The 14,622-nt window shown below is 35.4% G+C and carries 9 protein-coding genes and 1 tRNA gene; 2 read left to right on the top strand and 8 right to left on the bottom strand.

Features of this window, described 5'->3' with window-relative positions:
- Positions 1 to 30: 30 nt before the first annotated feature.
- On the bottom strand, positions 31 to 1,953 hold the full coding sequence (locus K7G76_RS12760; RefSeq protein WP_223034610.1) for a M43 family zinc metalloprotease: 1,923 nt from the start codon (positions 1,951 to 1,953) through the stop codon (positions 31 to 33).
- Positions 1,954 to 2,148: 195 nt separating this feature from the next.
- Here K7G76_RS12760 and K7G76_RS15535 point away from each other — a divergent pair, with 195 nt between their 5' ends.
- Positions 2,149 to 4,917 (top strand): T9SS type A sorting domain-containing protein, encoded by a 2,769-nt coding sequence (locus K7G76_RS15535; RefSeq protein ID WP_223034611.1) that lies wholly within the window; start codon positions 2,149 to 2,151, stop codon positions 4,915 to 4,917.
- A 54-nt stretch (positions 4,918 to 4,971) separates the two neighbouring features.
- Here K7G76_RS15535 and pth read toward each other — a convergent pair whose 3' ends face one another.
- The 3 genes from pth to K7G76_RS12780 all read right to left on the bottom strand — a co-directional run bounded on the left by pth (position 4,972) and on the right by K7G76_RS12780 (position 7,316).
- Positions 4,972 to 5,607, bottom strand: a complete 636-nt coding sequence (pth, locus tag K7G76_RS12770; protein WP_223034612.1) for an aminoacyl-tRNA hydrolase — start codon at positions 5,605 to 5,607, stop codon at positions 4,972 to 4,974.
- A 75-nt stretch (positions 5,608 to 5,682) separates the two neighbouring features.
- Positions 5,683 to 6,351, bottom strand: a complete 669-nt coding sequence (locus tag K7G76_RS12775; protein WP_223034613.1) for a 50S ribosomal protein L25/general stress protein Ctc — start codon at positions 6,349 to 6,351, stop codon at positions 5,683 to 5,685.
- 23 nt (positions 6,352 to 6,374) lie between these two features.
- The gene (locus K7G76_RS12780; protein ID WP_223034614.1) at positions 6,375 to 7,316 is read right to left on the bottom strand and encodes a ribose-phosphate pyrophosphokinase; all 942 of its coding nucleotides are present in this window, start codon (positions 7,314 to 7,316) and stop codon (positions 6,375 to 6,377) included.
- Between the two features lie 144 nt (positions 7,317 to 7,460).
- Here K7G76_RS12780 and K7G76_RS12785 point away from each other — a divergent pair.
- A tRNA-Leu gene (locus tag K7G76_RS12785) sits at positions 7,461 to 7,542 on the top strand.
- A 67-nt stretch (positions 7,543 to 7,609) separates the two neighbouring features.
- Here the strand turns inward: K7G76_RS12785 and K7G76_RS12790 are convergent.
- From K7G76_RS12790 to K7G76_RS12805, 4 genes are read right to left on the bottom strand one after another with little or no spacing between them, the layout of a single operon-like run.
- A complete protein-coding gene (locus K7G76_RS12790) occupies positions 7,610 to 9,040 on the bottom strand; it encodes a TolC family protein (protein ID WP_223034615.1) in 1,431 nt (476 codons plus the stop codon).
- A gap of 14 nt (positions 9,041 to 9,054) precedes the next feature.
- Complete coding sequence (locus K7G76_RS12795) at positions 9,055 to 9,726, bottom strand: ABC transporter ATP-binding protein (protein WP_223034616.1); 672 nt, start codon at positions 9,724 to 9,726, stop codon at positions 9,055 to 9,057.
- Between the two features lie 18 nt (positions 9,727 to 9,744).
- A complete protein-coding gene (locus K7G76_RS12800; RefSeq protein ID WP_223034617.1) occupies positions 9,745 to 12,183 on the bottom strand; it encodes an ABC transporter permease in 2,439 nt (812 codons plus the stop codon).
- Between the two features lie 2 nt (positions 12,184 to 12,185).
- Positions 12,186 to 14,618, bottom strand: a complete 2,433-nt coding sequence (locus K7G76_RS12805; protein ID WP_223034618.1) for an FtsX-like permease family protein — start codon at positions 14,616 to 14,618, stop codon at positions 12,186 to 12,188.
- Positions 14,619 to 14,622: the final 4 nt, after the last annotated feature.

Here is a 14,622-nt window from a genome sequence, read left to right on the forward strand (position 1 = left end):
ATCCTCTTTTGAAGTTATTAAAGCGTTTAATTACTCCTTAACAAAAGGAAGAGTTAAAGCACTATTACCTTTGGCAATTTTAATAAAATACATACCATTGCTCATAGCAGATGTATTTATTATAAGATCCAAATTGCTATCAATTGTTTTTTCGGTAACTAATTGACCTAACATGTTGTAAATTTTATAACCATTAGGTAAATCATTTGTATTACTCAATTTAATATTTAATTCAGAAGTTGTTGGGTTTGGGTAAATACGAATACTGTTTAAAGTATACTCATCAACACTTAATGACTGTGTAGCCATGTTTGTTGTTTCGTCAGATCCAAATTCGCCGCCGCTAAAAATAACAGTGTCATCATCAGTTGTTAGTTCGTAAGATCCATTTCCAAATCCGCAGCAAATTCCATCGCCATAAGCATCAAATATTATAAATGAATAACACTCACCTGGAGTTACATCAAAATCATAGTTAAATGTTGTATTGTCTTCAGCATTTTGAGCATAAGGACCACCATTATATAATACGTTACCATCTACATCACGGAACTCCCAAGTAGTTTCTTCACAGTAATTATCTGTAGTTAATTCTAAATGGACTTGAGTAGTGGAAACCATGCTAGGTGCAGGATTTAATGTAACACAAGCACTTGCATCATCATTACATGTACGTGCATTTCCTGGGTTAGAAATACTAACATTTAATGTGTGGTCACCAGCTGTAGAAGCAATTGTAGGCAAGTCAACATCAACAGAAGCGCCTGCAGCTAATGAGCCTGACCAGTTATAATCTGTTGAAGAACCACCATCTACATCATAAGAAATAGTTGCTGATGTCATTGTTGAAGTACCATAATTTGTAATAGTAACCGAAGGTGTAAATTCTGGCCCACAAGTCGATGGGTTGACAGCGGCAACTTGAATAGCACCATCATCAGAAACACCAGGTAATGGGTCTGCACCATCAGAAGCTGCTAACGTTGAGCGGTTTGCGAAAGTAGCTAAAACAGCTTGAACTCTATCTTTTTGCCCTTGAGTAAAAGTGTTCATACACGTATCATCACTGTAATCCATATAATTTTCAACCATATCTCGAGAGCCACAGGTAATATTATTTGGTGGACATCCAAAGTTTGGAGACTGAACAGCAGGTGTATCATCTACTTCATCGCCAGGAGCTGTACAGCCACCTTGGAAAGTATGGTATAAGCCTAAATAGTGCCCAACTTCATGAGTCATGGTTCTACCCTTATCATATGGTGGGCTTAACTCAAAAGATCCATCGTCATAATCAGAACTTCCAAAAAAGGTATGACCAGCACTAACGCCATCAGTATTGCCTGGTCCGCCTGGAAATTGTGCGTAACCTAAAATTCCAGCTAAATCTCCAACATATTTAGAAGACCACATATTCATGTATTTGCTTGGGTCCCAAGATGTTTGTGTTTTCCAGAATTGAACATCAGATTGGTTAGTACCATCCTGACAAATATTTACACGGTTAATACCATTTGTAGGACACCCATCTGGAGTACGTTGAGCCATTACAAATTCAACTTCAACGTCTACACCACCTTCAGTACTTTCTCCTGGAGTGCCCATCATCATTCTAAAGTCTTCATTCATAACGGTAACTTGAGAAAGTACTTGGGCATCAGATATATTTGGACCAGTACCTACAGGCTCACCATTGTGTAATACGTGAACAACAAGAGGAATAGAAATAACAACCCTACGTTGAGGCGTGTTTTGCATTTCTTGAATTTTAGACTGCAATTGTTGTTTGAATGTTTCACTACCCATCATATTTGGGTTAGTAGCAATTAATTCGGCATTATAAATGTCGGTTAGACATTTAGTGTTTGCACGTGAATTTTTTTCTTGAGCCAACAAAAAACTTGGTATACACACGAGTATAAAAAGTATTTTGGACAGAGTAATTTTTTTCATAATTAAGTATTTGATATTCAGTATAAGAGAAATTAAAGCCTTAAAAATACAAAAACTAGCTTTAAATAAAGTGTTATTCCTATTTTTTTAACTTAAAAACGATGGTTGTAGAAAAAAAAGTTAATCAATTGTTAATACATCATTTATTATTTAGTAAATTCAATCCCTTAATTAACTAAATTAAAACTACTTACAATGCGAAAAACTACTAAAAACAATTTTAATTATTATGGTTTTAGCCTTACTGCTTTAATCATATTATTTTTTGGCCAAGTGTTGGTGGCTCAAAAAGCTATGCCAGAACGGGCTTTAGAAATTTCATTAGAAGCAGATGAAAAAATAGAAACAGAAATTAGGGCAAACGGTCGATTTAATACTAATACCGGAAAGCCTCTTTCGCTTTATGGGTTGGATTTTAGTGTGCCGCAGGGCACACCAGAATCTATGGCTATGTATTATATAGAAAGAGAAGCCAAAAAGTTAGGTGTCCCAACCAATGAGATACCAAATTTAAGATATCATGCTACACGTTCAACTAATGCTGGACACGTTGTAAGATATCGTCAGTATTCTGGGAATTATCCAGTTAACAAAAACGAAGTTACGATTACCATATCGCCAGAAAATAAGGTGGTTTATGTAATGAACAGTTATGAAAGTAATGTTGATATGGCTAACGTTCAACCTAGAGTATCAGCTAATGATGCGTATTCAGCAGCTATAAATTATTTAAATGTGCAAAGTGATATTAGTTATTCTAACACAAGTTTAGTGGTTTATAAAAACACTAAAATAAAAAAACTAGCTCATGAAGTCACAATATCAACAACAGAACCTTTAGGTGAGTGGCATGTTTTTGTAGATGCTTTAAATGGTGAGATTTTTAAAGTAGTTGATATGAATCATTATTATAATGAACATAGCGATTATGGTAAAAGTGATTCTCATGATGTTGAGGTGATTTATCCTATGCCAAGAGAATACTATAGAAGAATAGATGGTTCAGGTTTTGTATTTAACCCAGATCCATTAACATCAAATACGGTTGCTTATGGAGGTCAATATGTAGATGGTAACGATGCAACCAATGCCTCATTAGATGCGGCTAGATTTAATGTGACGTTAAGAGATATTACTCAAAACGGAAGTACATATTCTTTGGTTGGGCCACGTGCAGAGATTATTGACTTTGATTCGCCAAACACAGGGTTGTTTACGCAAAGTTCATCTGTATTTGAATTTAACAGACAAGATCAAGGTTTTGAACCTGTAAACGTGTATTATCATATTGATTATTTGATAGGTTATATAAATGATGATTTAGGTTGTGATGTATTACCTTATCAATATAATGGCGGTGTTCAATATGATCCGCATGGAGCAGGAGGAGCAGATAATTCATATTATACAGGAGGCGCTGGACGATTGTCTTTTGGAGAAGGTTGTGTTGACGACGCTGAAGACTCTGACGTAATACATCATGAATTAGGTCATGGATTACATGACTGGGTTACTTCTGGAGGCCTATCACAAGTAGATGGTTTAAGTGAAGGTTGTGGGGATTATGTCGCACAGTCTTATAATAGAGGTGTAAATATTGCTAATGGGTATTGGACTTCTGCTGACCCAGCTTGGAACTATGTGTTTAATTGGGATGGGCATAATACATGTTGGCCAGGGAGGACAACAGGTTATGGAGCGGTATATCCTGGTGGACTGGTAGGTCAAATTCATACCGATGGTCAAATTTGGGCTAGTTGTTTAATGACGGTTTGGGATGAAATAGGTCAAGAAAGAATGGACAAGATCTTTTACGAAGGATTAGGAATGACCAATGGCTCTACAAATCAAAACGATGCTGCAAATGCGGTTTATCAAGCCGCATTAAATTTAAGTTATACAGATGTTGAAATTCAAGCAATCCATTCAGGATTGACGGCTTGTGGATATACATTACCACCTTTAGATGGCCCACCAATTATAGCTTTTAGTGCAGATATGGAGACACTTTGTTTAGATTCTGGAAATACAGTAACCTTTACTGACGAGTCTGCCCCTGCTGGTACATCTTGGTCATGGACTTTTGAAGGCGGTACGCCTGGAACATCAAACGATCAAAACCCTGTTGTAACTTATGCTGCTGAAGGTGTTTACGATGTAACTTTAGAGGCGACTAATTCACATGGTACGAGTTCTCTAACACTTACAGATTATATTACTGTGGTGTCAGGAGATGCTTGCCCTTCTTGTATAACTTATGATTCAGCTCCTAATTTAGGGCTTTCAATTCCTGATGGGGTAGGTTCTAATTCTCCAGGCGCGCCAATTACACATACTATAAACGTACCAATGGGAGATGATACCGTTATAGATTTCATTACTTTAAATACAGATGTTTCGCATACTTACATTAATGATTTAGAGATTACATTAATTCATCCTAATGGAACTTCCGCAGTAATTGTTTGGGATAGAAATTGTGCCAGTGAAAATAATCTAGATGTAACGTTTGAAGATGGAGCAGATCCTATTGCGTGTGCAGAGCCTACAGTGGGAACCTATAATCCGGCTAATCCGCTTTCTGTCTTTTCTGGATTGAATAGTGCTGGAGATTGGACCATTTCCATACGTGATTTTTGGAATGCAGATTTAGGGACTCTAAACGATTGGTCAATTTATATTTGTGGTGAAGCTGGACTATCTGTAGATGAATTTTCTGTAGATGAATTTGCATTGTATCCTAACCCTAATAATGGAGAGTTTACACTTAGTCTTAACTCTTCTAACCCAGAGATTAATGTGTCAGTTTATGATATTCAAGGGCGTTCAGTGTTTAACAATTCGTTTCAAAATGCAGGTGCATTTAATCAAGTTATTAGTTTAAATAATGCACAATCTGGTATATATTTGGTTAAAGTAACTGACGGTGATAAGCAAACAATCAAAAAGATTTTAATAGAATAAGTTTATTATATTCACATAATATAAATAAAAAGGGAAGCTTACGAGCTTCCCTTTTTATTTTCCGTTAAATGTATTCATGGTATTGTTTACACCTGCTGTACCAAAAGATTTTATGAGTTCAACAGATTTTTCCAATCGTTCAGGGAGTTTTAAAGATTCTTCATCATTCCATTCACCTAAAACATAATCTACTTGTCTGCCTTTACTAAACTCATCGCTAATACCAAATCGGAAGCGGTTATATGTAGTGGTTTGTAATTTATCCTGGATATCTTTAAGGCCATTATGACCGCCATCACTTCCTTTTGTTTTTAAACGAATACTTCCAAAAGGGAGGTTTAAATCATCGGTAATAATTAAAAGGTTCTCTAGAGGAATTTTCTCTTTAGTTAGCCAGTACTGAACAGCTTTGCCACTCAAATTCATATAAGTACTGGGTTTTAATAAAATAAACGTTCGTCCTTTAAATTTATAGGTGGTTAAATCGCCTAGTTTTTGTGTTTCAAATTTTAAATCTTCTTTTTCGGCTAAAAAGTCTAGTATATTAAAACCTATGTTATGTCTGGTATTGGCATATTTTTCACCAATATTCCCTAATCCAACAATCAAAAACTTTTTCATGGTATCTGTTTCTTCTGTTATAGAAGTGTTTTTATGTTTTCTAAATAACTTCCAAATGAAATGACACATAACAGTAATTTTTGTAAAAATAAAAAAAGCACTCTGTAATCAGAATGCTTTTTAGTCATTTCAAGTGAATGAAATCTATTCTTGAGCTTCAGTAGCTTCAGCTGCTGGTGCTTCTGCTCCTTCAGCAGTAGCTTCAGTTCCTTCTGCACCTTCTTCTGTTTCGTCTTCATCATCTTCAAGCGTTGCCAATGCCATAGCAGCTCTAGCGCGTTTAATTTGACAAACAACAGTGTTTTCAGTATGCATTATTTTGTAAAGATCGTTTTCTAAAGCGGTAACGTATAATTTATTACCAATTTTCATAGGAGTAATATCTACTTCAATAAAATCTGGTAAGTTTTTAGGTAAAGCTTTAACACGTAATCTACGTGAGTTTTTACGTAAAACACCACCTGCTTTAACACCTTTAGAATTTCCTACAAAGTGTACAGGAACCTCCATTGTAATAGGCTTACCTTCGTGCAATTGATAGAAATCTATGTGTAAGATTCTATCTGTTACTGGATGAAATTGAATGTCCTGCATGATAGCGTTGTAGCTTTCACCATTGTCCATAGTAATCACAACTGTATGCGCGTTAGGCGTATAAACCAGTTTTGAAAATGCAATTTCATCTGCAGAAAAATGCACTGGTTTGTCACCTCCGTATAATACGCAAGGTACCTGTCCAGCATTACGTAAGGCTTTTGTTGACTTTTTGCCCACGCTTTCTCTTTGAGATCCGTTAATTGTAATTGACTTCATTTTAATTTATATTAATTATTAATTTACATGATAAATTTAGAACTAATTGATTCGTTGTGATGCACATTATGCATCACTTCGGCAAATAGATCTGCACAGCTCAATACACGTATTTTGCTGCTTTCTTGTTTTAAAGGAATTGAATCGGTAACAATTAACTCCTCTAGTTTTGAATTTTCCAGACGCTCATAAGCGTTACCTGATAAAATAGGGTGCGTACAAATAGCTCGAACACTTAAAGCGCCGCGTTCCATCATTAAATCGGCAGCTTTAGTTAAAGTTCCAGCAGTATCCACCATATCATCAACCAAAACAACATTTTTGCCCGTTACATCTCCAATTAATTCCATATGAGAAATTACATTGGCCTTAGCACGTTGCTTATAACAAATAACCACATCGCTTTCTAATGCTTTAGAATAAGCATAGGCTCTTTTAGAACCACCCATGTCTGGTGAAGCTATGGTTAAATTATCTAGGTTTAAGCTTTTTAGGTATGGTAAAAATATAGTCGATGCAAATAAATGATCAACGGGCTTTTCGAAGAACCCTTGAATTTGATCGGCATGCAAATCCATGGTAATAATTCGGGTTGCACCAGCTGCTTCAAGCATTTTAGCTACTAATTTAGCCGCAATTGGAACTCTAGGTTTATCTTTTCTATCTTGTCTCGCCCACCCAAAATAAGGTAAAACAGCTGTAATATGTCTAGCTGAAGCACGTTTTGCAGCATCAATCATTAACAGCATTTCCATTAAATTTTCTGGCCCAGGATGTGTAGAGCCTACAATAAAAATTCGAGTGCCTCTAATAGATTCTTCGTACGATGGTTGAAACTCGCCATCACTATAGGTTGATGTGATTACATTGCCCATACTAATGCCATAGGCATCAGCAATTTTCTGTGCTAATACTTTACTTTGTGTACAAGTAAAAATTTTGGCTTCTGTGGCGAAATTTGGCATCGTTAATCTTTTGTTTTAAAGCGAATTATAGCGCTTTTTGTAAATGAGGTGCAAATTTATGAATTTATTTCAACTGCAAAAGCATAAAAGCGACTATTTTTAATTGTTAGTCCTAATTTATTTTATAATTTTGCAATCTCTATCGCTCAAGTGGCGGAATTGGTAGACGCGCTGGATTCAAAATCCAGTTTCTTCGGAAGTGTGGGTTCGATTCCCACCTTGAGTACATAATAAGCCTGATAAACTACTGTTTTTCAGGCTTTTTTGTTTTTATTAGTAACAGAAAATAAACACTAAATAGAAGCAAAGGATTTCCCTCTGTAATATTCCAGCACAATTACCCGTAGAAAATATTCATATTTAGCATTGGCTAGGTTTGTTTGTGCACTGTCTAGGTTGTTCTTACTGGTTATATAGGCTAAAAAATTTGAAGCGCCATTATTAAAACGAATTTCGTTTATCCTGTAAGATTCCTTAAACGCTTCTACTTGTTTTAGCAAACTTTCATAACGCAAAAAAGCAGCTTCCATATCAAAGTGGACTTGCTTTATGGCATTTTTAATTTCCAGTTGTGTACGCTCTAGCTCAATGAGGGATTCTTCAACTTGAATTTTTTGTAATGCTACATTGTTTTTTGCTCTAAAACCATTAAAAAGTGGGATAGAAACAGAAAGTCCTAACACTGTATTTACATTGTTTTCAAACTGGTCCGTATAACTTATATTTTGACTGCTAAATTGTGTGCGATTTGAAAAAACAGGGAGATTGTTATTGTTTACGACTACAAAATCATCGGTTTCTACAACTGAGGAGCCTGTTTCTGTAAACGTTTCTGCAGCACTAGAGTAATTAGTGTTGAGCTGCCCAAAAAGTGATATTTCAGGAGCAAATTGTGCTTTGGCAACACTGATTCCCTTTTTTGCAGCATCTATTCTGAATGTTCTTGCTTTAAATGTAGCAAGATTCTCTAGGGCATCATTGTAAACATCTTCTGATGAATATGGGTATTTTTCCAAACCCATAATCAAATCTTGTGTGTTTATTGACAATTCATTTTGCAAGTTTAATAACCTAACAAGATTTAGTTTTGAATTATTCAATGCACTCTCGGAGCTTAAAATGTTGGTTTCATCAATAGACTTCTGCCCAACAATGTCTGCATAGTCTGCAGGATTGCCTACTTCTTCATTATATAGATTTTCTTGACGTTCTAATTGTTCATTGGTTGCTATTAAACGGTTTTTTGCCAGCTCTAATAAATCACGATTGTTTAATACTTGAAGGTAGGCTAGGGTAACCCTTAATACTAAATCTTGTTTCGATTCTTCAACCTCCATTTCTGAAGCGAGCTTGTTCAACTTGTCTTGTTTTACAGAATTTAGTAATCGAAACCCATTAAAAATGGTAGCGTCCAAACTTAAATTCGCATTGGAGAATGTTAGTTTTTGATTTATAAATCGGTTGGTATAAGGGTCAATGCTTCTTCCATTATTTACACCAATATTATAGTTTCCATTTAGGCTAGGTAGAATATTTGCTTTGGATTGTTTTAGATTAATGTTAGCTGAATTAGCCAATAACTCAGAAGATTTTAAATTCAAATTATTCTCTAAAGCCATGGAAATACACTCGTCCAACGTATAACTTCTATTCTGAACGGTTTGAGAATAAACAGTTCCGTAAAAAACCAATGCAATTATAAATAGTATTTGTTTTGAAAACATTTTTGATGTTGTTTTTAATCAGTGACAATTTTGCCATCTAAAAGATTAATAATTCGTGAACCATAAGCAGCATTGCTTTCAGAATGTGTTGCTTGAATAATGGTCACACCTTCTTCTTTGTTTAATTGCGAAAACAACTCCATAATTTCTATGCCTTGTTTTGAGTTTAAATTTCCAGTGGGTTCGTCTGCCAAAATGAGTTTTGGTTTTGATATTAAGGCTCTAGCAATCCCTACCAACTGCTGTTGACCACCACTTAATTGAGCTGGAAATAAATCTTTTTTACCAACAATATTAAACTTATCCAACATATCGGCAACCATAGCTTTACGCTCGGAAGATTTTATGTTTTTATAGAGTAAAGGGGTTTCAATGTTTTCCTGTACGGTTAACTCATCAATAAGATGGTAAGCTTGAAAAACAAACCCAATATATTCTTTATAAAGTTTGGATTTATTTTTCTCTTTCATACTATGAACGGGTTCTTCCAAAAACACATAACCTCCATCAGTAAAACTGTCAAGCATACCTATGCAATTTAACAAGGTAGATTTTCCAGATCCTGATGGTCCCATAAGTGAAATAAACTCGCCTTCTTCAACTTTTAAATCTATAGAGTCCAACAGGGCAATTTTCTCACTACCATTTTTAACTTCCTTTGTTGCTTGACTTAATCTTAATAACATAATTTTTAATGTGATTTTTTATTCTGTTCGTAGACTGTTCACCGGATTTTTCATTGCTGTTGAAACAGTTCGGGCGCTCATAATAGTTACTGCAATTAACACCATACCTAAACCGCTTAAAACAAAAATCCACCAACTCAAGCTTGTTTTAAAAGCAAAGTCCTTAAGCCAATTGCTTAACCCTAAATAAGCTATTGGAGCAGCAATAATGAAAGCAATTCCAACCAATACCAAAAACTCTTTGCATAGCAAAACGTTAAGTTGCGATAATGAAGCCCCTAGAATTTTACGTATGCCAATCTCTTTTGTTCTGCGTTCTGTTGTATAAATTACCAAACCTAAAAGCCCTAAACAGCTTATCAAAACGGAAAGTCCCATAGCCCAATTAAGTAGTTTGGACAGACTGCGCTCTTGCTCGTAGAAGCTTTCAATGGTTTCATCCATAAAATGAATTTCAAAATCAGAATCAGGATAAATTTGCTTATAAGCGTCTTCAATTTTTGAAATAGTTCCAGACATGTTGTTGTTACTGTTGGCAAAAGTAAAATGTAAAACACCAAATGATGAATGCTCCCAATCTCCAACAAGTGCAAGAGGCTCAATAGGGTCTTTTAATGAACGCTGATTAAAATCTTTAACTACACCTACAATTGGATACAGTTTTTCGCCTCGTTTTATTTGTTCACCAACAGCTTTTTCAGGATTCTCAAAGCCAATGATGTTTAGGAACGTTTCATTGATAACATATTCTCGTATGGTATCATTCAATGGAATTCTTCCAGCCAATAATTGAATATCATAAAGATCTATATAATCTTTTCCGCCTCTTAACAGTTGTAGTCGAGATTGAATTTCATTACCATCTTTTTGTATATAAGTTACCAAGGTAGAATTAGAATTATTAGAGGCAGGTGAGTTTCCGCCTCTAGCAATTTTTGACAGTTCAGGTATTTTTTTAAGTTCTTGTTCAAGGCGTAACTCCTTGTCGTATGTGTTATTATACCAAGAGGTTTCGATACTCGCAATAGCTTCTGTTTTGAAGCCCATATCGTTATTCATCATAAAATGGATTTGCTTGGCTACCAAAATTGTTGATATGATAAAAACTTGTGCAATTGAAAATTGAAAAACAGTAAGAAAGCGTCGCAAAGCAGGTTTACCAGTTTTATTAACCACTTGGTTTTTTAATACTGAAATGGGTTTGTACTGGGTTAGAACCAAAGCTGGATAAATTCCAGATAGAAGCGTTACAACCAGTAAAAGAATTACAGAAAGCCCTATCATTAAAGGATTTTTAAAGAGCGAAAACTCCAATCCTTCTGGTGTAAAATCTGAAAATACTTGAAGCAGCCAATATGCTAGAACAACAGATATTACAGCTGCTACTAATGTTAGTAAAAATGTTTCGCCAAGAAATTGAAAAACAAGCTGTTTTTTTGAACTACCCAATGTTTTTCTAATACCTATTTCTTTGGCTCTTTGGTTTGCTTGAGCTGTATTTAGATTAATGAAATTAATGCAGCCTAAAAGCAATAAAAACAAGGCTATAAAACCCAACCCAACCATAACGGACTTATCAGCCGGACGACCACTGGAATTAAAAACGCCATACGTAGTATTAAAATGCAAATCTGACAACGGTTGAAGTTTAAAATTGCGTTTTCGGTTAAATTTTATTTCATAATCCGAACGGTTTGCCTCTGACAAGTCATCCAATTGTTTTGCAATACCAGAGACAGAAGAGACACCAGTCATTTTTAGAAACAATTGATCTCCAGAATTTGTGCTGTCCCATTGTGGGTCAAGAATCGTTCCGCCACGATTGGTTTTTTTAGAAGATTCGATAGACAAAAATTCTTCAAAAACAAAATCAGTTCGTTCTTTAAAATCTGCAACAACACCCAAAACAGACGTTTGGATAGAGTCGTTGTAAATCAAGGTTTTTCCAAGTATTTCACTTGGAGATAATGATGGGAAATATATAGCAGCCCTCTTTTCAGTTAATACAACTTGATTAGGTTCTTTTAAAGCAGTGTTTGGTGAGCCAGCAAGCCAATCGTATTTAAAAATTTGGAAATATTCTGGGTCTGTAAAAACGGCATGATCAATATCTCTAAATGTTTTCTTGGCAACCTCTTCTTCAACTTTCTGAAAGTAAGCTGAATGAATACCTGAAGCAATAGCAACACCACTCATGTTATTTTTTGCTTCAGCAATTAAAGGTACAGCAACACCACGATTACCTCTTTCACCTTCGTTGGTTGAATAGCTTGAAACCACTCTATAAATAAGTTCCCCATCTTCATGGAACTTATCAAAAGTTAAATCATAATATACCATTAAACCAATAACAAACGATGCGCTAAACCCAATCGCTAGACTAATAATATTTATGGCAGAAAACACCTTGTGCTTCATGATATTTCGCCAGGCTATTTTAAAATAATTCCGTATCATAATTATTCGGTTTTTAAGGAATCTACTGGGTTGGCAATAGCTGCTCTAATGGCTTGAAAACTCAACGTAATTAAAGCAATAGCCAAAGCGGTTATTCCGGTTATGGCAAAAATCCACCAATTAAGTTCAATTCTATAGGCAAAGTCTTGAAGCCATTTATGCATAAACCACCAAGCGATTGGAGTAGCAATGACAAAAGCAAGCATTACGAGTTTTACAAAGTCTGTAGATAGCATTCTTACAATGGTTGTCACGGAAGCACCTAACACTTTTCTGATGCCAATTTCTTTAGTACGCTGTTCGGCGATGTAAGTTGCTAAACCAAATAAACCTAAACAGGCAATAATTATAGCTAATAATGAAAAGGCTAGTGCTACGGTTCCTACACGTCTTTCCTGACGGTACATATCATCAAAGGCTTCATCCATAAATTGGTATTTAAATGGCATTCCAGGAGCAGCAGCTTTGTACTTGTTTTCAATGGTGGATAATAAGCCACCAATATCAGCTGTGTTGAATCTGTAGATAGTTTCCCAACTATTATTGCCTAACTTCAAGCTTAATGCACCAACATTTTCTCGAAGCGATTCGTAATTGAAATTCTTAATAACACCGATAATAGTATTTGTGATTACAGTTCCATCTCTTTCGGTGGAGTATAGTTTTTTGCCGATCGGATTTTCAAATCCTGTTAACTTAAGTGCTGTTTCATTGAGTATGATGCCTGTTGAATCTGACCCAAAATCTCTTGAAAACATTCTGCCATCAAGAACTTCTATACCAACAGTTTCTATATAATCATAGTCAACTCGCCATGTTTGCATATTAAAACTATTGGATTCTGTCATTACAGCATCCATTGAAAACGTATTGTCTGATCTTGAGGAATTGGCAACTGGTAAGTAGCCACCAAAAGAAGCCGACTTTACATCTGCTAATTGTTCGATTTCATTTTTAATGGATTGTCTGGTTTCTCGTGGAACTCCAGAGTTGTCCACAATTAAAACATGGTCTTTATTGAAACCTAAATTTGCTGACTGAATATGGTTTATTTGTTTGTAGATTACAATGGTACCTACAATTAAAACGATTGATGTTGCAAATTGAAAAACAACCAAAAAGTTACGTAATGAGTTTTTTTTATGTCCAGTTGAAAGTTTTCCTTTCAGTACTTTAATGGGTTTAAAAGACGATAAAAAGAATGCAGGATAAACACCAGCCAATCCGCCAACCACAAAGGGCAGAAGTAAGATGAAAATCACAAATTTTGGAGTCAATAAAGAAAAGAATTCCAATTCTTTACCGGAAATAGAATTAAACCAACCTAAAGAGAGCCACACAAAGAATAAACCAACTACTAAAGCCAAACCTGCAATTAAAGTAGATTCGGTCAGGAATTGCCAGATAAGCGCTTTTTTTTCGGAGCCTAATACTTTACGAATGCCTACTTCCTTTGCTCTTCCGGATGAGCGAGCTGTAGTTAAGTTCATAAAATTAATACAGGCAATAAGTAAAATAAACAATGCCGCTGCCGAAAAGATATACACATATTGAATGCTGCCATTCGGGCTTATTTCAGCATATCTAGCAGAATGTAAATGAATGTCTGTTAGAGGCATTAGTGAATATTCTAATTTGTTCCCGCTCGCTTTAAAATCATCCATACTCTCAATTTGCATAACTTGTTTGGCTTGAGGTAGAATATATTTATCTATTACTTCTATAAAATGGTTGTTGAAAGTTTTGTGATTGGTGCCTTCTTTCAAGACAACATACGTATGGAAATTATGACTTAAGTAAGTGCCGAAATCGTAACTAACATTTGCCATTGAGAAAAAGAAGTCGAAATTGAAGTGCGAGGTTTTAGGCATGTCTTCGATAACCGCAGTAACTTTATAGAGCGTTTTGCCATTGTCATCGGTTTCCAACATTTTACCTATAGCCAATTTTGGGCTTCCAAAATAGCGGTTGGCTGCTGTTTCTGTTATTACGACTGTATTAGGTTCCACCAACGCTGTTTTGGTATCTCCAATAATTACTGGTAAAGTAAAAACATTAAAAAGAGTAGAATCTGCATGCGTAATAGCACTCTCCCGTATAAATTCGTTTCCTTTTTTAATGAGTTTAGGACCGTTGGAAGCATAAAATCTAACGTATTCTTCTATTTCAGGATAATCCTTTTTTAAGGTGGCTCCCATAGGATCCGAACTTACGGCCAAATTCAATTCGGTTCCTCCCATAATTATATCGGCATCTACACGGTAGATCCGATTAGCTTTTTCATGGAAACGATCGTAGCTCAACTCATCTATCACGAACATCGATATTATGATAAAGCAACCTATTCCGAGTGATAAACCAATAATGTTAATAGCGGTAAAGCCTCTGTTTTTGAGGAGGTTTCTCCAAGCTATTTTAAAGTAATTCCGTATCATAACT

It is taken from the genome of Hanstruepera marina, assembly GCF_019880635.1.
In the GTDB taxonomy this organism is placed as follows: Bacteria; Bacteroidota; Bacteroidia; order Flavobacteriales; family Flavobacteriaceae; genus Hanstruepera; species Hanstruepera marina.

Coding starts and splice junctions, on each gene's coding strand:
- K7G76_RS12760 (WP_223034610.1), bottom strand. CDS start 1,953: ATGAAAAAAATTACTCTGTCCAAAATACTTTTTATACTCGTGTGTATA.
- K7G76_RS15535 (WP_223034611.1), top strand. CDS start 2,149: ATGCGAAAAACTACTAAAAACAATTTTAATTATTATGGTTTTAGCCTT.
- pth (WP_223034612.1), bottom strand. CDS start 5,607: ATGTGTCATTTCATTTGGAAGTTATTTAGAAAACATAAAAACACTTCT.
- K7G76_RS12775 (WP_223034613.1), bottom strand. CDS start 6,351: ATGAAGTCAATTACAATTAACGGATCTCAAAGAGAAAGCGTGGGCAAA.
- K7G76_RS12780 (WP_223034614.1), bottom strand. CDS start 7,316: ATGCCAAATTTCGCCACAGAAGCCAAAATTTTTACTTGTACACAAAGT.
- K7G76_RS12790 (WP_223034615.1), bottom strand. CDS start 9,040: ATGTTTTCAAAACAAATACTATTTATAATTGCATTGGTTTTTTACGGA.
- K7G76_RS12795 (WP_223034616.1), bottom strand. CDS start 9,726: ATGTTATTAAGATTAAGTCAAGCAACAAAGGAAGTTAAAAATGGTAGT.
- K7G76_RS12800 (WP_223034617.1), bottom strand. CDS start 12,183: ATGATACGGAATTATTTTAAAATAGCCTGGCGAAATATCATGAAGCAC.
- K7G76_RS12805 (WP_223034618.1), bottom strand. CDS start 14,618: ATGATACGGAATTACTTTAAAATAGCTTGGAGAAACCTCCTCAAAAAC.